21 protein-coding genes are annotated in these 18,179 nt (G+C 70.1%); 11 read left to right on the top strand and 10 right to left on the bottom strand.

Features of this window, described 5'->3' with window-relative positions; all coding sequences use genetic code 11:
- Positions 1-67: 67 nt before the first annotated feature.
- The 3 genes from C8E87_RS23070 to C8E87_RS23060 are packed head-to-tail and all read right to left on the bottom strand — an operon-like array spanning position 68 to position 3,629.
- Positions 68-589 carry a DUF1697 domain-containing protein gene (locus tag C8E87_RS23070; protein WP_133875028.1) on the bottom strand — a complete coding sequence of 174 codons (522 nt, stop codon included), beginning with the start codon at positions 587-589 and terminating at the stop codon, positions 68-70.
- Positions 586-2,796 (bottom strand): glycoside hydrolase family 65 protein, encoded by a 2,211-nt coding sequence (locus C8E87_RS23065; RefSeq protein ID WP_133875027.1) that lies wholly within the window; start codon positions 2,794-2,796, stop codon positions 586-588. Before C8E87_RS23065 ends, C8E87_RS23070 begins: the two co-directional genes overlap by 4 nt.
- Positions 2,793-3,629, bottom strand: coding sequence for a PfkB family carbohydrate kinase (locus tag C8E87_RS23060; RefSeq protein ID WP_239079885.1), 837 nt, complete (start codon positions 3,627-3,629; stop codon positions 2,793-2,795). Before C8E87_RS23060 ends, C8E87_RS23065 begins: the two co-directional genes overlap by 4 nt.
- Positions 3,630-3,782: 153 nt before the next feature.
- Between C8E87_RS23060 and C8E87_RS23055 the strand changes: the two genes are divergently transcribed.
- The 4 genes from C8E87_RS23055 (at position 3,783) to C8E87_RS23040 (ending at position 6,276) form a co-directional block, all read left to right on the top strand.
- Positions 3,783-4,361 carry a GAF domain-containing protein gene (locus C8E87_RS23055; RefSeq protein ID WP_133875025.1) on the top strand — a complete coding sequence of 193 codons (579 nt, stop codon included), beginning with the start codon at positions 3,783-3,785 and terminating at the stop codon, positions 4,359-4,361.
- Between the two features lie 61 nt (positions 4,362-4,422).
- Positions 4,423-5,304 (top strand): diacylglycerol/lipid kinase family protein, encoded by an 882-nt coding sequence (locus tag C8E87_RS23050; RefSeq protein WP_239079884.1) that lies wholly within the window; start codon positions 4,423-4,425, stop codon positions 5,302-5,304.
- A 216-nt stretch (positions 5,305-5,520) separates the two neighbouring features.
- Positions 5,521-5,667, top strand: a complete 147-nt coding sequence (locus tag C8E87_RS44620) for a hypothetical protein (RefSeq protein ID WP_203720446.1) — start codon at positions 5,521-5,523, stop codon at positions 5,665-5,667.
- Positions 5,668-6,063: 396 nt separating this feature from the next.
- The gene (locus C8E87_RS23040) at positions 6,064-6,276 is read left to right on the top strand and encodes a hypothetical protein (RefSeq protein WP_133875022.1); all 213 of its coding nucleotides are present in this window, start codon (positions 6,064-6,066) and stop codon (positions 6,274-6,276) included.
- A gap of 306 nt (positions 6,277-6,582) precedes the next feature.
- On the opposite strand, the gene C8E87_RS23035 is transcribed toward C8E87_RS23040, so the two are convergent.
- The 3 genes from C8E87_RS23035 to C8E87_RS23025 are packed head-to-tail and all read right to left on the bottom strand — an operon-like array spanning position 6,583 to position 8,893.
- On the bottom strand, positions 6,583-7,227 hold the full coding sequence (locus C8E87_RS23035; protein WP_133875021.1) for a glycosyltransferase family 2 protein: 645 nt from the start codon (positions 7,225-7,227) through the stop codon (positions 6,583-6,585).
- An 8-nt stretch (positions 7,228-7,235) separates the two neighbouring features.
- Complete coding sequence (locus C8E87_RS23030) at positions 7,236-7,808, bottom strand: YdcF family protein (RefSeq protein ID WP_133875020.1); 573 nt, start codon at positions 7,806-7,808, stop codon at positions 7,236-7,238.
- Positions 7,790-8,893, bottom strand: a complete 1,104-nt coding sequence (locus C8E87_RS23025) for an MBL fold metallo-hydrolase (RefSeq protein ID WP_133875019.1) — start codon at positions 8,891-8,893, stop codon at positions 7,790-7,792. The genes C8E87_RS23030 and C8E87_RS23025 overlap by 19 nt, the downstream gene beginning before the upstream one ends.
- 67 nt (positions 8,894-8,960) lie before the next feature.
- On the opposite strand from C8E87_RS23025, the gene C8E87_RS23020 reads away from it, so the two are divergent.
- Both C8E87_RS23020 and C8E87_RS23015 read left to right on the top strand, forming a co-directional pair.
- Positions 8,961-9,539, top strand: a complete 579-nt coding sequence (locus tag C8E87_RS23020) for an LURP-one-related family protein (RefSeq protein ID WP_133875018.1) — start codon at positions 8,961-8,963, stop codon at positions 9,537-9,539.
- A 10-nt stretch (positions 9,540-9,549) separates the two neighbouring features.
- Positions 9,550-10,995, top strand: a complete 1,446-nt coding sequence (locus C8E87_RS23015; RefSeq protein ID WP_133875017.1) for a deoxyguanosinetriphosphate triphosphohydrolase family protein — start codon at positions 9,550-9,552, stop codon at positions 10,993-10,995.
- A gap of 291 nt (positions 10,996-11,286) precedes the next feature.
- Here the strand turns inward: C8E87_RS23015 and C8E87_RS23010 are convergent, their stop codons facing one another.
- Both C8E87_RS23010 and C8E87_RS23005 read right to left on the bottom strand, forming a co-directional pair.
- Positions 11,287-11,853, bottom strand: a complete 567-nt coding sequence (locus C8E87_RS23010; RefSeq protein WP_133875016.1) for an LPXTG cell wall anchor domain-containing protein — start codon at positions 11,851-11,853, stop codon at positions 11,287-11,289.
- Between the two features lie 94 nt (positions 11,854-11,947).
- A complete protein-coding gene (locus C8E87_RS23005) occupies positions 11,948-12,433 on the bottom strand; it encodes a hypothetical protein (RefSeq protein WP_133875015.1) in 486 nt (161 codons plus the stop codon).
- Between the two features lie 64 nt (positions 12,434-12,497).
- On the opposite strand from C8E87_RS23005, the gene msrB reads away from it, so the two are divergent.
- Genes msrB through C8E87_RS22985 form a run of 4 tightly spaced genes read left to right on the top strand, consistent with a single transcriptional unit; the run spans position 12,498 to position 16,042 of the window.
- On the top strand, positions 12,498-12,905 hold the full coding sequence (gene msrB / locus C8E87_RS23000) for a peptide-methionine (R)-S-oxide reductase MsrB (RefSeq protein ID WP_133875014.1): 408 nt from the start codon (positions 12,498-12,500) through the stop codon (positions 12,903-12,905).
- Between the two features lie 24 nt (positions 12,906-12,929).
- Positions 12,930-13,328 (top strand): hypothetical protein, encoded by a 399-nt coding sequence (locus tag C8E87_RS22995; RefSeq protein WP_133875013.1) that lies wholly within the window; start codon positions 12,930-12,932, stop codon positions 13,326-13,328.
- 18 nt (positions 13,329-13,346) lie between these two features.
- Entirely contained in the window at positions 13,347-14,414 is a 1,068-nt protein-coding gene (locus C8E87_RS22990; protein ID WP_133875012.1) for an ATP-dependent DNA ligase, read from the top strand.
- A 32-nt stretch (positions 14,415-14,446) separates the two neighbouring features.
- Positions 14,447-16,042, top strand: coding sequence for an alpha/beta hydrolase (locus tag C8E87_RS22985; protein WP_438866100.1), 1,596 nt, complete (start codon positions 14,447-14,449; stop codon positions 16,040-16,042).
- Here C8E87_RS22985 and C8E87_RS22980 read toward each other — a convergent pair.
- Positions 15,993-16,451, bottom strand: coding sequence for a potassium channel family protein (locus C8E87_RS22980; protein WP_133875011.1), 459 nt, complete (start codon positions 16,449-16,451; stop codon positions 15,993-15,995). The two genes, C8E87_RS22985 and C8E87_RS22980, sit on opposite strands and share 50 nt — an antisense overlap.
- Positions 16,452-16,498: 47 nt before the next feature.
- Here C8E87_RS22980 and C8E87_RS22975 point away from each other — a divergent pair, with 47 nt between their 5' ends.
- Positions 16,499-16,954: a GNAT family N-acetyltransferase gene (locus tag C8E87_RS22975; RefSeq protein WP_203720445.1), complete on the top strand. Its 456-nt coding sequence runs from the start codon at positions 16,499-16,501 to the stop codon at positions 16,952-16,954.
- On the opposite strand, the gene ligD is transcribed toward C8E87_RS22975, so the two are convergent.
- Positions 16,943-17,974, bottom strand: coding sequence for a non-homologous end-joining DNA ligase (ligD, locus tag C8E87_RS22970; protein ID WP_133875010.1), 1,032 nt, complete (start codon positions 17,972-17,974; stop codon positions 16,943-16,945). The two genes, C8E87_RS22975 and ligD, sit on opposite strands and share 12 nt — an antisense overlap.
- Positions 17,975-18,179: the final 205 nt, after the last annotated feature.

The raw sequence follows: 18,179 nt of genomic DNA, 5'->3' as shown, positions 1-18,179 counted from the left end.
GCCGGAACAGGCGGGCAAGCGGGCCGACAGGGCGGGCAAGCGGGGCAGGCCCGCGGCAGGGCGGCGGTCAGAGCAGCGTGGCGAGCTCGGCGAGTTTGAGCACGGTCGCCCAGTTGCGTTCGGTGCCGTGCAAGCCCAGCCGCCGCGAAGCCATGGCCGTGTTCACCGGGTTGCCGTGCACCCGGTCGCGGTAGTCGATGTAGACCTCGCGCCCCAGCACCCGCACGTCGTCGTGCTCTTCGACCGGCCGCACCCGCTCAGCGGACGGATGGTCGACCAGGAACGTCACCCGCAGCAACGTTGGGCGCTCGCGGGCGGCCGCCGGAAAGGGGTTGGCGGCGACGATCTCGGCCAGGCGGTCGCGGCTGCGAACCACCACCGGCTGGTCGACATCGAACTCGTCGCGCAGCACCGAGTGGATGATCGGGCCCACGTCGAGCTCCGACTCCACCACCACGTTGCCGCTCTGCAGCAGCGTGCGCGCGCCGGGCAGGCCCGCCTTCTCCAGCGCGACGCGCAGAGCAGCCATCGGCACCTTGTTGCGCGCACCCAGGTTGACCGCGCGCAGCAGTGCCACCCAGACCGTCATTCGACCTCACCGGGCGGGCGTGGGGTCGGCGGCGCCGGCAGATCCTCGATGGGGTCGAGTTTGAACGAGACCTCGCCGTCGTTCAGTGTCACGTCCTCACCATAGTGCTGGAAGCTGATCGGCCCGTCGGCCTGATAGGTCACCGTCTCGGGGGTCACCGTGACGCGCAGCCCGGTTCCCCGCCAACGCAGCCGGAACTGCAGCCGGGTCAGCCGGGGCGGGATGCGCGGCGAGAGCGACAACGTCCCGCCCGTGTCGCGCAGCCCGCCGAAGCCCATCACGACCGCGATCCACGACCCGGCGCAGGCCGCGATGTGCAGGCCGTCGCCGCCGGACTCGCCGCCCGCGCGCAGGTCGAGCAGCGCCGCCTCGGTCAGGTAGGCGTACGCCAGCGAGAGGTGACCCAGCTCGGCCGCGAGCACGGCCTGCACCGGCGCCGACAGTGAGGAGTCCCGCACCGTACGGGCCTCGTAGTACTCGAAGTTGCGGCGCTTCTCCTCGGGCGTGAACTCGTCGCCGCACATCGCCATCGCGAGCACCAGGTCGGCCTGCTTGACCACCTGTTTGCGGTACAGGTTGAGGTAGTGGTGGTGCAGCATCAGCGGGTAGTCCTCGCCGGCGAACGACTTCCACTCGTCGAGCCGTGTGAATCCGGCCGCCTGTTCGTGCACGCCCCGGCGTTCGTCGTACGGCACCGCCAGCCGGTCGGCGATGTGCTCGGACACCTCGTCGAGCGCCGCCGCGCGCAGGTTCCGCCGGGCCATCAGGTTGGTGAAGACGTTGTCGTCCATCAGCGCCGTGTACTCGTCCGGCCCGGTCACCCCGGCGATGTGCGCGACGCCCTCCTCGTCGAAGTAGGACACTTTCCGCCACAGCCGCGCGGTCTCCGCGATCAGCTCGTCCCCGGCCTCGCGCATGAACTCGTCGTCGCCGGTGGCCGCGTGGTAGCGCAGCACCGCGTCGGCGATGTCGGCGTTGATGTGCAGCGCCGCCGTCCCGGCCGGCCAGTACCCCGAGCATTCCGGCCCGCTGATCGTGCGCCACGGGAACGCCGCGCCGTCGAGCTTGAGCTCCCGCGCCCGTTCACGGGCGTGGTCGAGCGTGCTGTGCCGCCAGCGCAGCGCCTGCCCGACGCACGCCGGGTGCGTGTAGGTGAGCACCGGCAGCACGTACGACTCGTTGTCCCAGAGCGTGTGCCCGTCGTACCCGTTGCCCGTGAGCCCTTTCGACGGGATCGGGTGCGGCCCGGCCTGGGCCCCCGCCTGCAGCACGTGGAACAAGCCGAATCGCGTTCCCTGCTGCACCTGGTCGTCGCCGTCCATCTCGACGTCCGCGTACGCCCAGAAGTCGTCCAGGTATTGGCGTTGCTCGGCCAGCAGCTCGTCGAAACCGGCGCGCGCGGCCGCGTCCCTTTCGGCGCGCGCGTTGTCGCGCTGGTCGAGCCCGTCCCACCCGTACGCGAAAATCTTGTCGAACGTGATCGAGCCGGGTGCCGTGGCCGTCCAGCGGATGCGATCGGGGCCGGTGACCAGCTCGCCGTCGGCGCCCACGTGGGTCACGGCCACGGCGACCGTGATGCCGCTGCGGCGGGTGCGGTGCACGAGCAGGTCACGGTCGTGGAAGACGGGCTCGAACGGGTCGCGGATCACGGCGCTGGCCCGCGGGTCGTCGTCGGCCGGCGGCTGCTCCTCGTTGACGACCAGATCGGAGTCGACCCGCAGTTCAGCGTCCGCCTCCACCGAGTAGCGGATCGCGGCCACCGACGGTCGTTGGAACGACACCACCCGTACGCTTCGTAACCGCATCTCGACGCCGCGGGGTGACACCCACTCGACCTCGCGGGTGAGCGTGCCCGCGCGCAGATCGAGCACCCGCTCGTGCCGGCGCAACTCCCCGGTCCGTACGTCGAACGGCTCGCCGCCGACGGTCAGCGTGATGGGCTTTCCGTTCGGGGCGTTGACGATCGTTTCCGTACGCTCGGGGAACGCGAACCCGGCCTCCGGGTAGGTCAGGTCACGCTCCTCGAACAGCGAGTTCAGGTAGGTGCCCGGCATCCCGCGCGGTTCCGGCTCGTCGAGGTTGCCGCGCAGCCCGATGTGCCCGTTGGCCAGCGCGAACAGCGATTCCGCCTGGCGCATCGCCCCCTCGCCCTCGGGCAGGCCGATTTCCCGTACGACCCACGGCTCGGCCGGCGCGATCCGGCTCATCGGTGGAGCTCCGGACGGCCGCCGACGTGCTGAACCGTGGACCCGGACGCGGCGGTGGCCTTGCGCGCCGCCACCTCGTACGGCTCCCCGGCCAGCAGCGATGCGGTGAGCGCGGCCACGAACGAGTCCCCGCCGCCGGTGGTGTCGACCACCTCGGCGTCCTCGAGCGGGAGCTTCAACCGGCCGCCTTTCCAGAGGAACAGGTTGCCGTCCGGCCGGGCCAGCGCGATCAGTTTCGGGCCGTGGTCCAGCAGTTCCTCCCCGGCGTCGCCGGCTTCCTTCTCGTCGGCGCGCACCACATCGGCGTACGGGAGAAGGGTCTTGTCCTTGATCTCGCCGTCGAGCACGACGAGCCGGCCGGCCTCGTGACCGATACGGGCCGCTGTCAGCGTCGCCTCCGCCGGTTGCTGTAGCTGCACGAGCACGGCGTCACATCGAGTGATGGTGTCGCGCGTCCGCAGCACGTCGGCCTCGGTGAGCTGGACGGGCTGCGGCAGGTGCTCGATGTATCGGTAGGAGCCGCCGGGTTCGAGGATCTCGACGATCACCCCGGTCAGCCGGCCACGACGGCGCACCACCCCGCGTACGTCGATGCCGTCGCGGACCGCCTCGCCGAGCAGGACGTCACCGATCGTGTCGTCGCCGGCCACCGCGATCAGAAACGGGCGCACCCCGAGTTGGGCGAGGGCGACCGCCTGGTTCGCGCCCTTGCCGCCCAGTTGCTCGCGGCGCTCGCCGGCGGGGGCCGAACTGCCGGGCTCGGGCAGCCGATCGACGGTGAGAACCAGGTCACGGGCGAGTTGGCCGATCACGGCGGCGGTGGGTGCTGTCACGACGCACTCAGTACCCGCTGACCGACAGTTTGTGCGACATTCCCGCCTGAGGCTTGGCTGAGAACTGGAATCGGCCATCGGGAGCATTGCGGGACACCGATGCCCTTTTTAGGCTCGCAGGCACCGTTGCCGCTGTGAGGGGGATCACCAGCCATGACCAACAGCAATCCCGTGTCGTCGAACGCCTACGAATACCTGGACAACGTCGGTCCGGAGGAGCAGGCGCGACTCGAGGCCGTCCGCCGTTACCGCCTGGTCGACCAGCCGGTCGAGGACGCGTACGACCGGATCGCTTTCGTGGCCGGCGCCATCTTCGACACCCCGATCGCGACGGTTTCGCTGGTCGAGCAGGACAGAGTGTGGCTGGCCGCGTGTCAGGGCCTGACCGGCGTCCGCGAGGTGGGCAAGGAACCGGGGCTGTGCGCGTCGGTCATCGCCCAGGACGACGTGTACGTGATCAACAACGCCGCCACCGACCCCCGTACGCTGGAACACCCGCTCGTCCGTGGGGACCTGGGCCTGCGCTTCTACGCCGCCGCGCCGATCCGCACCCACGACGGGTACCGCCTCGGCACCGTCAACGTGATCGACAACCGCCCCCGCGAGGCGACGCCGCGGCAGCTGCAGGCCCTGGAGCACCTGGCCTCGATGGTCTCCGACGAGCTCGAGCTGCGCCTCATGGTCATCCGCAGCGCGGCGGCCGAGCAGCGGATGCGCGAGACGGTCAGCTGATTACGTTTTCGCCGCCGGGGGTAGTGCGCTGCGCATGCGAACCCCCCGCAGAATCGCCGTAGTGGCGCATCAGAAGAAGACGTTGGGCGGCGGCCTGGACGAGCTGCGCCGCCGCCTCACCGACGCCGGGATCGACGACCTGCTCTGGTACGAGGTGCCCAAGAGCAAGAAGGCGCCGGCCGCGGTCAAGAAGGCGCTCAAGTCCAAGGTCGACCGCCTGCTCGTCTGGGGCGGCGACGGCATGGTGCAGCGGTCGCTCGACGTCGTCGGCCGGACCGGCGCGAAGACCCCGGTCGGCATCATCCCGGCGGGCACCGGAAACCTGCTCGCCACCAACCTGGGCATCCCGGCCGACCTGCCCGAGGCCGTCGACATCGCGCTGCACGGCTCGAAGCACCGCATCGACCTGGGCCGTTTCGAGGGCGAGTACTTCGGCGTGATGGCAGGCGTCGGCTTCGACGGCGGGATGATCAGCGACGCCGACCGCAACCTCAAGGACCGCCTCGGCAAGCTCGCCTACGTCTGGGCCGGTGTCCGCCACGTCAACGAGGAAGCCGCCACCGCCACCATCAAGATCGACGGCACCAAGTGGTTCGACGACGAGGCCAGCTGCGTCCTGATCGGCAACGTCGGCATGATCACCGGCGGCATCCACGCCTTCGACGACGCCAAACCCGACGACGGCTGGCTCGACGTCGGCGTGGCCACCGCCCAGGGCGCCCTGCAGTGGGCACGCGCACTGGGCACGATGGCCGTCGGCCGCAGCGACAGCTCCCCCTTCGTGCGCACGACCCGCGCCCGCCGCATCGACGTCAAGCTCCAGTCCAAAATGGAATACGAACTCGACGGTGGCGCCCGCACCAAAACCAAGTCCTTCACAGCCGAGGTGGCCCCCGGCGCGGTGAAGATCTGCGTCCCTCGAAAGCCCTCCCCCACGTCCTGACCCCACTGCCCATTCGGCCGACGTGACCCCCTTGCTCACTGGGGAAAGCGGCTCCGCTCCCGAAGCCCGCCTCCGTGTCGAGCAGGCCCGCATCAGCGGCGACCCGAGCTGCAGCATCGCCGCGGGGATCAGGGCCATGCGGCCGCTACCCGCCACCTAGCCGCCCCGCCATCCCGCCGCCCCGCCATCCCGCCGTCCCGCCATCCGGTCGCCCCGGTGGCCCCGGTGGCCCCGGTGGCCCCGGTGGCCCCGGTCGCCCCGGTCGCCCCGGTCGCCCCCGTCACCCCCGTCACCCCCGTCACCCCCGTCACCCCCGTCACCCCCGTCACCCCCGTCACCCGCGAGCCGAACAGACCGGTCTGACCACCGGTGTCGCCTTCTTTCGACGCGAAGCCTGCGCAAGGTGGTGCGGCAGGCGCCGGTCATGGCCGTGACCGCGACCTCGGTGGCCAGCGCGCCGCCCATGCCCTCGAGGGCCGTGGTGCCAGACGCGTGACAGGGCGCGTTCGCTGACGAAGCACCGCATGCCGGCGACTCACGGTCGACGTCGCCGGCTCGCGAAGCAGTCGGATAGCCGACAGCCGCCTTCGTCCCCGCCTGGCCCGGTGATCGCGGCTTAGGTCACTATCCGCCCGCATATCCACTGGATTGCAACGTCTTGCCGCCCCCACACTGGCCTTCCAGCGTTCCGTGAGGAACGCAACCGGCACCGCTACGCATCTCCAGGGGGTTCGCATGACGTTCCACCAGAGTTCCGCAGTGAGCGTCGTAACCGTGTTGACCGCAGCCACCGTCGTCGTCGCCGGCTACCGCCTCGGTCACCACCCGTTCGCCGGGCGGGCCCGGCAGCGCCAGAAGAGGGCCGCCCGCCACACCCAGCCCAACGCCTGGATCCCGACGGCGCAATTCATGACCGTCCTCCTCGTCGTGCTGGCCGTCATGTTCGCCGCAGCCTACGACGCCGGAAACTAGGGCCGGCGGTTATCCACAATTCGGGGTTGTCCACAGGGCGCGACGCATTGATCAGCGAAATGCGGCACTATCGCCCTGCCCGCTGACAGCGGCGGGATCTTCCCAGAGGGTGGGGGCCCCCTTGGAAGGGTGGGCCCTGTTCTGCGGAAGGCCTTGCTCTGCGGAAGGCCCTGCTCTGCGGAAAGCCCTGCTCTGAGCAGCCTGTTGGGGAAGGCCCTGTTCCGGGGAGGGGGCACATGATCGTCGGGACGGGCTGCGGCCGGGCAACGAGGCTCGGCCGCAGACCACCACCCAAAAACGCGACGCTTACCGATCCACCAGCACGAACCGCAGCAACGACCGATAAACCCGGGCCGCATCCCGCACCGACCCGAAATGCGAAGAAGAATTGCCGTCCAAATACGTCGTCTCGATAGGCACCTGCTCGATCGGAAACCTCTCCCGAACAGCCCGCAGAAGCATGTTCATCTCGTATTCGAATCGCTCCCCGGGAACCGTCCCGGCCCAGTCCAGCAGCGACCCCGGCACCCCACGCAACCCAGTCTGCGTGTCCCGCACCCACTGCCCGGTGGCAGCCCGGAACAGGGTCCGGGTAACGGCGTTTCCCACCCGGCTTCGCGCGGGCATGCGCCGCACCCGCCGTACGCCCAGCACGAGATGCCCGCTCGACGAGACGGCCTCCTGCACCCGCCGGATGTCCTCGACGGAATGCTGCCCGTCCGCGTCGGCGCAGACCACCGGCGCCCCTGGATACTTCTCGGCCACGTACGCGAACCCGGTCTTCAAAGCCGCGCCTTTGCCGAGGTTGACCGAATGCCGCAGCACCACACACCCGGGCGCCGAGACGGGGACGGAACTCCCGTCGTCGACCACCACGACCTGCGAGAACGCGGAGGTCAATTCCCGCAGGCGATCGACCGACGGCTGATAGACGGGTAACAGCAGAACCATGCGCGCTGCTATACCCCGCGGCGCAACATCGTTACCATCCGCTGCTCTCGGCGCAGGAGCGCGGCCGGATCCCGTACGCCGAAGAACCACACCCGGGACGCGGCGCGGATCCCGTATTCGATCAGCGGGGACACCCCGGGCACCGGCACGTCGACCAGCGCCCGCCCCGGCAACCCCAGCACCTTGCGGGCCAGGAACCGCGCCCGCGGCAGGTGCCAGGCGTGAGTGACCAGCCCCAACGGCCGCGAGGGGCCAAGCGCCAGCCCGTCCAGCAGCCCGTCCGCGGCGACGTTGAGCAGGTTCTCCAGCGTGCTCCGTGACCGGCATTCGATGCGCAGCATCCGCTCGTCGACCCCGGCGTCGAGGGCGACCTGCCGCATCAGGTCGCCCTCGCGGCATCCTTCCGCCGGTTCCGGCGCCCCGGAGCGGGCCTGCTCCCACCCGCCGGACAGCACGATCCGCTCGACCGCCGGATGGGCCACGGCGGCGCGCACCCGGGCCAGCGAACCCGCCGACAGCCCGTCACCGGTGAGCCCGTTGCCGAAGACCAGGAGCGCCGCCGCTACGCGATCTGCTGCCACCAGCCGTCCACCGCCGGCGGGTTGTCGACGTCGACGCGCTCACCGGGGCGCGGCACGGCCAGCCGTACGCCCCGGGCCTTGGCCTCGCTCCACGCGCGGTCAACCGGCTCGGCCCAGTCGTGCAGGGCCAGGTTGAACGTCGCCCAGTGCACGGGGATCATGAGCCCGGCCCGGACGTCGACGTGGGTGGCCACGCCGTCCTCGGGGACCATGTGGATGTCGGGCCACGACTCGTTGTACGCCCCGATCTGCACCAGCGAGACGTCGAACGGCCCGTGCCTTTCGCCGATCTCGGCGAACCCGGGGAAGTAACCGGTGTCACCGGAGTAGAAGACCTTGCGGGTCGGGCCGTTGATCACCCAGCTGGCCCAGAGGGTGCCGTCGCGGCCGAGCCCGCGGCCGCTGAAGTGCCGGGCCGCGGTCGAGATGAACTCGAGGCCGGCCACCTTGTGCTTGTCGTCCCAGTCCATCTCGACGATCCGGGCGGCCGGCACACCCCAGCGTTCGAGGTGCGCGCCCACCCCGAGCGGCACCAGGAAAGGCGCGGCCTGCAGGTCGACCAGGTTCTGAATGGTCTCCATGTCTAGGTGGTCGTAGTGGTCGTGCGAGATCAGCACGGCGTCGAGCGGCGGCAGATCGCGCAGCGCGATCGGCGGCTCGTGCAGGCGGCGGGGGCCGGAGAGCCGCGAGGGTGAGCAGCGCTCGCTCCACACGGGGTCGAGCAGCACCCGTTTGCCCTCGATCTCGACCAGGGCCGACGAGTGGCCGTACCAGGTGACGTGCAGACCGTCGGCGGTGGCGCCGGGAGCCGGGGTGACCACCGGGATCGGCAGGCGCGGGTGGCGGCGCTCACGGTCGCGCAGCGTGGCGGCGAAGATCCTGGGCATCGACGACGCGGCCAGCATGGTGGCGGGCACGGTGTTGTGGAACTTGCCGTCCGCGAACTGGGGCGAGGCCTGCATGCGGGCGAGCCGCTCACCGCGGGCCTTCGCCCCCATCTGACGCGGGATGTCACGCGCCGCCCACACCGCCGCCGCCCCCAGGGCCAGCGCAATCAATGATCCCGTACGTCCTCGCTTCGCCATTCGCCCAGTCTGACGGGCTCGGCCACGGTCCCGCCACCAGTTGCCTTTTGTGACACACTGCTCGACCGTGACAGTCGACGTTCTTCAAAGTCAGCAGCAGCTGAGCATCCGTCAGCGCATCCGGCTGATGGTCAACCAATACGAGATCCACGCCGTCGCCCCCGACGGCAGCGAGGCCGGCCTCCTCGCCTTCGCGCAGCAGAAGCGCATGGCGTTCAAGGAGCAGGTCACGCTCTACACCGACGACACCAAGCAGGTGCCGGTCCTCGGCTTCAAGGCCCGTCAGCGCCTCGACCTGGGCGCCACCTACGACGTGACCGACGCCGCGGGCGCCCCGATCGGCCTGTTCCGCAAGAACTTCAAGGCCTCGCTGCTGCGCTCGACGTGGCACCTCGAGCAGCCCGGGTTCGGCGAGATGGTCGGCCAGGAGACCAACCAGGTGGTCGCGATCCTGCGCCGCTTCATTGAATCGCTGAGCTGGCTGCCCTACCACTTCGACTTCGTGCTCGACGGCCGCCCGGTGTTCTCGGTGGTCAAGAAGTGGGGCCTGCGCGACCGTTACATCGTGACGATCCACGACCCGCGGGTCGACCGCCGCCTCGTCGCCGCCATGTCCGTGGCGCTGGACGCCCTGCAGGCCCGCTAACCTAGGGCGGATGGACGATCCCCGGGCTCAGCGCCTCTTCGGCGACCGGCTGGTCGCGCCCGGCGACCTCGCCGGCAGCCCGTTCCGCGTCGACCGCGACCGGATCGTCGCCTCGCCGTTCTTCGCCCGGCTCGCCGGCGTCACCCAGGTGATCAGTCCCGGGGGCGCCGGCCTGCTGGTGCACAACCGCATGACCCACAGTCTCAAGGTCGCGCAGGTGGCCCGGGCCATCGCCGAGCGGGTCGACCACGGGCTGGCCGACAAGCTGGGCGGCTGCGACCCCGACGTCGTCGAGGCAGCCGCCCTGGCCCACGACCTCGGCCACCCGCCCTTCGGCCACCTCGGCGAACGGGTGCTCGACCGGGTCGCCCGCCAGCGGCTGCGGCTGCTCGACGGCTTCGAGGGCAACGCCCAGTCGTACCGGATCATCACCAGCACAGAGATCCGAGGCCAGGCGACCATCGGGCTCAACCTGACCAACGCCGTACGGGCGGCTGTTCTCAAATACCCGTGGACCCGCCGCGACTCGCAGCGCTTCATGGACCCGGCGCCGCGTGGTGCTGCCCCTCCGGCCGACGACCCCGAGGGTGGCTCGCCCAAGTTCGGCGCCTACTCGACCGAGGCCGCCGACATGCGCGCCGCGCGGGCCCCGTTCGCCGGGCGGGTCGCCGACTGGCAGCAGACGGTCGAGGCCTCGGTCATGGACACGGCCGACGACATCGCGTACGCGATCCATGATCTGGAGGACGTGCACCGGGTCGGCGTGCTGCAGCAGGGCGCGGTGGCCACCGAGTTGATGGCCTGGCAGCGCTGGGGCCCCGCCACCGACCTCGACCGCGCGGGCGGGGCGATCGAGTCGCTGCGCCGCCAACTGCACCGCAAGGACGGCTGGATGGCCGACGACGACGCCTTCGCGGCCGCCGTCGAACTGGTGCGCGCCGAACTCGTCGACGGCCTGCTGGCCCGCCCGTTCGACGGCTCGCTCGAGGCGGAAGCGCAGGTCGCGGCGTTCTCGGCCACCTGGACCCGCCGCCTGGTCGAGTCGGTCGAGACGATCGCCGACCCTGCCATCCGCTCCGGTCATGTGCAACTCGCCACAGCCCAGTGGCACGAGGTGCAGATCCTCAAGTTCGTGCAGAACAGGTTCGTGCTGGCCCGCCCCGACCTCGCCCTGCACCAGCGGGGCCAGGGCCGTCTGCTCGCGTCGCTGGTCGAGGCCCTGCTCGCCTGGCTGATCGACCCCGACGAGGAGAACCGCATCCCCAGCCGGCTGCGTGACCTGGTGGAACTGGCGGAGGCCGAGCTGCCCGACGGCACCCCCGAGCGCATGGACAAGGCCCGCGGCCGCGCCGTCATCGACTTCGTAGCAGGCCTGACGGACAACCAAGCGGTAGGGCTGATGCAGGCGTTGTCCGGGAAGTCGCGCCAATTGTGGACGGATGCGTTCGTCCTCTGATCGCTTCAAAATCAAGATCAAGTTCGAGATGTCGTAGCGGGATGGTGGGATGCCGCCGCTCCTGCAGATCAAGATCAAAGAGCAGATGTCGTAGCGGGGTGGTGGGTCCAGACCGCTGCTCACGCCGAGGGCCCGGGCGGGCTTCGCTGGCCGCTGCGCGTCCAGAACGCGAAACCCACCCGGGCGACCTGCGTAAGTGGTTGCGCCCGAAAGATCAAACCAAGGACCGACGCAGGCGAAAGGGCCGCCCAGGGAGTCCGGGCGGCCCTTCGCGTGCGGGGCTGTGCTGTGTCAGGCGGTGCGGCGGCGACGCGTGTACCAGACCGACGCGGCGCCCGCGGCGACCAGCAGGCCGCCCATCGTGACGATCAGGGCCATCGGGGTGCCGGTGACCGGCAGGGCCCCCGCGGGGCTGACGCCGCCGCCGGGGGTCGTGGTGGCCGGGGCCACCCCCGGGCTGGTGGTGGCCGGGGTGGTCGGCGGGACGGTGTCGACGCTGGCGGTCGGCGTCGGGCCGTAGCCGGGGTTGCCCCGGGTCGGGGTGTCGGCGTCCGGCGTGTCCGTGTCCGGGATGTCCGTGTCGGGAGTGTCGGTGTCGGGAGTGTCGGTGTCCGGCGTCGCGGCCGCGTTTCCGGTCGGGGTCGTGGCGCCCGGGGTGCCGTAGCCGCCCTGCCCGCGGGTCGGGGCCTCGTCGGTGGCGTCGTCCGGGTTGCCGTAGCCGGTGGCGGCGACGACCGGCATGGCTGCCGGCCCGACGGCGGCCGAGGTGGCCAGGGCCGGGGACACACCCAGCGCGAGAGCGGCGGTCAGGCCGGCCGCGGGCAGTCCGACGGCGATGATCCGGCGAATTGTGCTCATGAGGAGTTATCCATTCCTGTTCTGGTGTTTCCAGGTCCGAGGGGAGCTTAGCGGCAAATGACCGATTTACCCGCTAAGTCCTCCCGGCGGGTCATCATCCCGGAAGACCACCGAAACGGTGACTCCGCCACAGATGGGACAAAGCGAACATTTTCCCCTCAAATCTGGGGTCGGCTGCGAACAACTCGCCGCTGTACGGGGCCTGGAGCTGCACACTCGCGCCGGAGTCGAGATAGACGGAGACCACCGTGCGGGCCCCGCGCCGTTCGGCCCGGACGTCGACCACCTCGTCCCAGGGCGCGACGCCGCCGTGGAAGACAGAGCGCGTACGGATGCCGCAAGCACTGATCTGGGTGCCGGTGACCCGCCCCACGAGCACGCCGATCAGCCCCGCACCCAGCGGCGTCCCCATCGTCAACCCCGCCCAGGTGGGACCGTCGGGCGGGTCGACGAACCCCGTCAGGGTCAGCATGGCGACGAGGAGCACGAGCCCCGCCGCGAGGATCGAGCCGAGGTAGAGCCCCCGCCCGAGGGCCTGGTGCCAGGTGGGCCTGAAGGTGGCCGGCGACGCGTCTTCCATGTCCTGGTTCAACGGTGATCGCGACCACGCCGGCCGCACGCCCGGTGCGTCGTACCTTTGAGGCATGGCAACAAACGACACCACCCTGCCCACGACCGAAGAGGAGTGGCGGGTCCGCCTCTCTCCCGACGAGTTCCGCGTTCTGCGCCAGGCCGGCACGGAGGCCCCGTGGTCCGGTGAGTACGTCGACACCAAGACCGAGGGCATGTACGAGTGCCGCGCGTGCGGCGCCGCCCTTTACCCCAGCGACTACAAGTTCGACTCGCACTGCGGCTGGCCCTCGTTCGACGACGCCATCCCCGGCGCCGTCAAGGAGATCGACGACTTCAGCCACGGCATGGTCCGCACCGAGATCCGCTGCGCGAACTGCGACTCCCACCTGGGCCACGTCTTCCGCGGCGAGCACATGACGGCCAAGAACACCCGCCACTGCGTCAACAGCCTCTCCATCAAGCTCGACCCCAAGGCCTGACGCCCGTACGCAAGGATCGTCGGCGTGGAGAGGCAGCTGGAGCTCGTGCTGGCGGTGGTGCTGATGGACGTCGACGGCCTGGGCGGCATTCGCTTGCGCGCCGAGGACGACGACTGGCTCGGTATGGAGGGCGTGGCCACCGCCATGCTGCGGTGGCCCGACGGGTCGGGGCGCGGTGTCCAGGTCGCTCTCGATCAGGAGTTCGGCACGCAGGTCGCCATGCTGGCCGACCAGGTGCAGGAGGAAGTGGTCGAGGCGCTCTGGCACGCGGGGCGCCCGACCAACTGGCCGCGCTGTCCCCGGCACCCGCACACTCATCCGCTTGCGGCCGCCGAGCACGGCGGGCGGGCGTACTGGAAATGTCCTGCCGGCGGCGAACTGATCAGCGAAATCGGCCGGCTCGGGGCCACCCCGCGGGGTTGAAAAGGGCAGACTGGGCGGATGGAGCTGCCGATCAATCCGCCGGTCAAGCCGATGCTGGCCAAGCCCGTGGCCGAGATCCCGCCGGGGCAGGTGTACGAGCCGAAGTGGGACGGCTTCCGGTCGATCATCTTTCGCGACGGCGCCGAGGTCGAGATCGGCAGCCGCAACGAGAAGCCGATGACCCGCTACTTCCCCGAGGTCGTCGAGGCGGTCCTGGCCAACTTCCCCGAGCGGGCGGTGATCGACGGCGAGATCATCGTGGCCGACACCGGGCGCAACACGCTCGACTTCGAGGCGCTGCAGCAGCGCATCCATCCCGCCGCGAGCCGGGTCAGGCTGCTCAGCGAGCAGACGCCGGCCAGTTTCGTCGCGTTCGACCTGCTGGCGATCGGCGACGAGGACCTCACCGAGCAGCCGTTCAGCACCCGGCGCGACCGGCTGACCGAGGTGCTCGCCGACGCCAAGCCACCGGTCTACATCACCCCGGCCACCGACGATCTCGAGACGGCCACCCGCTGGTTCGCCGAGTTCGAGGGCGCGGGGCTGGACGGGTTGATCGCCAAGCAGCGTGACCTGACCTATCAGCCCGACAAGCGGGTCATGACGAAGATCAAGCACAAGCGCACGGCCGACTGTGTGGTGGCCGGCTATCGCGTGCACAAGTCGGCCGACAACCGGATCGGCTCGCTGCTGCTGGGCCTGTACGACGAGCGGGACGTGCTGGTCAGCGTCGGGGTCATCGGCTCGTTCCCGATCAAGGTGCGCGAGGAACTGTTCGAGGAGCTGCAGCCGCTGGTCACCGAGTTCGAGGGCCACCCGTGGAACTGGGCCGCCCACCTCGAGGGCGAACGCACCCCGCGCAAGAACGAGGTGAGCCGCTGGAACAACGGCAAGGACCTGTCGTTCACGCCGCTGCGGCCCGAGCGGGTCGTCGAGGTGCGCTACGACTACATGGAGGGTGTCCGCTTCCGGCACACCGCCCAGTTCGAACGGTGGCGGCCCGACCGTGACCCGCACACCTGCACCTACGAGCAGCTGGAGCGGCCCGTCCAATTCAACCTGGCCGAGGTGCTGACGAGCCGCTGACGCACGAACTGTCGGACCCACCGGATAGCCTCGTGGCAGCAACCCGCCGTCGAAAGGTCAGCATCGTGCAGCGCCGCTCCCGCCTGGTAGTCGCCGTCCTCGCCACGATTCTGGCCGTTTCCGCAGGCTGCACAGTGCCCTCGTTCGCGCCCAACGGCTCCGGCGAGGCCCGCCGGGCGCCGTCGTCGTCCTCGTCGGCCCAGGCGGGCACGGCCGACTGGCGGCCCTGCCCCGAGGTCCCGCAGCAGCTCGTCGGCCAGGGCGCCCCCGGCATGACGTACGACTGCGCCGACGTCGAGGTGCCGCGCGACTGGAACAACTCGGGCAGCGGCGAGACCTACTCGATCTCGCTCATCCGCATCCGGTCGTCCAAACAGCAGGGCCGCACCGGCTCGCTACTGATCAACCCGGGCGGCCCGGGCGGTTCCGGCGTCGAGACGGCGGTCTACCTGTCGTTCGGCGAGGCGTTCGGCGGCCTGCCGGCCGAGGTCACCAACAAGTTCGACGTCATCGGCTTCGACCCGCGCGGCGTCGGCCGCTCCGATCCGGTCAAGTGCATCAGCCCCGCCGATCAGGACGCGAGCTTCGCCGCCCCGCCCGACCCGGCGAGCCTCGAGCAGTTCAACCAGCTGGTCGAGCTCAACAAGCGGATCGCCACCAGTTGCGGGTCGAAGTACGGCGACCAGCTACCGCTGTTCTCGACCGAGCAGGCCGCCCGCGACATGGATTCGCTGCGCAAGGCCGTCGGTGACGACAAGCTGACCTACCTCGGCTTCTCCTACGGCACGCTGCTCGGCGCCACGTACGCCCAGCTCTTCCCGCAGAACGTGCGGGCGATGGTGCTCGACGGCGCGGTCGACCCCAAGGAGAACTTCGTCGAGGGCTCCGAGTCCCAGGCCAAGGGGTTCGAGCGCGCGTTCACCAACTTCACGAACTGGTGCAAGGCGACCGCCGACAAGTGCCCGATCGCGCCCGACGCCCGCAAGGCCGTCACCGACGCGATCAGCTCCGCGGCCACCAAGCCGGTGGCGGGCAGCGACGGCCGGCAGGCCACCAGCGGCTGGATCTTCGTCGCGGTGATCTCGTCGCTCTACACGGAGTCGGGCTGGGCCAAGCTGGCCGGGGCGATCGCCCAGCTCAAGGAGGGCAACGCCCGGGGCGTGTTCTCGCTGGCCGACCAGTACGCCGAGCGCAAACCCGACGGCACCTACAGCAACCTGTTCGACGCGAACCTGGCCGTCAACTGCGCCGACACCGACGACGCGCCGACCCTCGACGAGATCCGCCGCCTGCAGGGCGAGTGGCGCGCCAAATACCCGCTGTTCGGCGGAGCGCTCGCGGTCGGCATGCTGCCCTGCGCGGTGTGGCCGGGCAAACGTGACCCCTATCCGGCCGGCCCCGCCAAGGACGCCCCGCCGATCGTGGTCGTCGGCACGACAGGTGACCCCGCCACGCCGTACGAGAACACCGCCGACCTCGCCTCGATGCTGGGTGTCGGGCATGTGCTGACCTGGGAGGGCGAAGGCCACACGGCCTATCCGAGCACACCCTGCATCGTGAACGCCGTCGACGCGTACCTCATCGATCTGAAGGTCCCGCAGGAGGGTTTGCGCTGCCCGGCGAAGTGATCCCCTCGCGTTCCGCCATGGCCTCGAGCAGGGCCCGTACACGGCGCAGGTTGCTCTTGAGCTCCTCCTGCTCCTCGTGGTGGAACGCGTCGGAGTCGACGATCAGCTTGCTGGCGAAGTGGGCCGTGATCAGCGGGATCACCACCAGCACCATGATCGAGATGAGCAGACCGGCCAGCAAACGGGCCTGCCACGACTCCGGGGAGATGTCGCCGTAACCGACGGTCGACGCGGTGACAACGGCCCACCAGATCGAGTCGCCGACCGACTGCTCCGCCTCGAAGAAGTGGTAGAGCACGCCGCAGACGACGATCAGGATGACGTAGGCGAGAATCAGCGTGCCGGGCGAGTTGGCCAGCCACACGATCGCGCGATAGGTCCGCTTCAGCGGCGTGAGCAGCACATGCATGGCGTCATCGTGCCCGAGGTCCGACCTGTTGTGTGAGACTGCGCGGCATGGAATTCCGGATCGCCGCACGTTCCGATGTGCCCGCCGTACTGGCCCTGCTCGCCGACGACGAGATCAGCCGCCTCCGCGGCTACGGGACAGTGCCCGAGGACGTCGACGCGGCGACCTGGGCCGCGTTCGAAGAGATCGACGCCGACCCGAACAACGAGCTGCTCGTGGCCGACGACAACGGCGAGATCGTCGCGACCTGCCAGCTCACGTTCATCCCGGGGCTGAGCCGCAACGGCGCCCGCCGCATGACCATCGAGGCCGTACGGGTGCGCGCCGACCGCCGCGGTGACGGTCTCGGCCGTACGCTCATGACGTTCGTCCTCGACCGCGCCCGCGAGCGGGGCTGCCACATCGTCCAGCTCACCACCGACAAGCGCCGCGTCGACGCCCACCGCTTCTACGCGCGGCTCGGCTTCGAGGCCAGCCACGAGGGCATGAAGCTAATCCTCTGAGGCCCAGTTGGCCGCGTTCTTGCGGCTCGGCTGCACCCGCGGCGGCTCCCCCGGCATCTTCGGGTGGTCGGGCGGATAAGGCATGTCGCCCAGCCCGTTCTTCTCGTCCCGCTCGACCCACTCCAGCAGCGGCGTGAGGTCGTGAGCCACGTCGTCGATCGCCGCGTGCGGGTCCCCGATCTCGGCGAACCGTTTCGGCAGCGTCCGCAGGTCGAAGTCGTCCGGTTCCACATCGGGCAGCTCGTCCCAGGTCACCGGGGCCGACGCCGTGGCCCGCTCGTTGGCCCGCAACGAGTACGCACAGGTGATCGTGCGGTCCCGCGCCATCTGGTTGAAGTCGAGGAACACCCGCTCCCCACGCTCCTCCTTCCACCAGGCCGTCGTGATCAGCTCGGGCCGGCGCCGTTCGGCCTCACGGGCCAGCGCGATCGCGGCCCGCCGCACGTCGACGAACGACCACCGCGGCGCGATCCGCAGATAGACGTGCACGCCGCGACCACCGGAGGTCTTCGGGAACCCGACCCAGCCCAGCTCGTCGAGCACCTCGCGCAGCACACCGGCGGTGGCCGCCACATCGGCGAACGACGTGCCCGGCTGCGGGTCGAGGTCGATGCGCAACTCATCCGGGTTGTCGGGGGCGTCCCCTCGGACCGGCCAGGGGTGGAAGACCACGGTGCCCATCTGCGCGGCCCACGCCACATGCGCCAGGTCGGCCGGGCAGAGCTCGACCGCCGTCCGCTTGCTCGGGAACGTGATCTGAGCCGTCCGGATCCAGTCGGGCACACCCCGCGTGGGGATCCGCTTCTGAAAGAACGCCTCACCGCCGATGCCGTCGGGAAACCGCTGCAGCGTCGTCGGCCGGTTCCGCAGCGCGCGCATGATCCCGTCGCCCACCGCCCGGTAGTACTCGAAGACGTCCCGCTTGGTGTAGCCGCGCCCCGGAAACATGATCTTGTCGGGGCTGGTCAGCCGCACCTGATGGCCGGCAATCTCGATCTCTTCCGCTGGCGCTTTCGGCATGCACCGACGATAAGCCAACGTCAGACGCCAGAGCCCGCGCGAGAACGGCAAAACCCCACGGATCGTCGCGTCCACCCACCACAACATCAAAACCAAAGTCACAATCAAGATCAGGATGTCGTAGCGGGGTGGTGGGTGACGGATCGTCGCTCCCGCCGGGACCGCGGCGTGTTTCGCTGGCCGCTACGCGTCCAGAACGCGAAAC

Source organism: Paractinoplanes brasiliensis, assembly GCF_004362215.1.
GTDB classification, from domain to species: Bacteria; Actinomycetota; Actinomycetes; order Mycobacteriales; family Micromonosporaceae; genus Actinoplanes; species Actinoplanes brasiliensis.
This window is presented reverse-complemented; position numbering and strand designations above follow the sequence as displayed.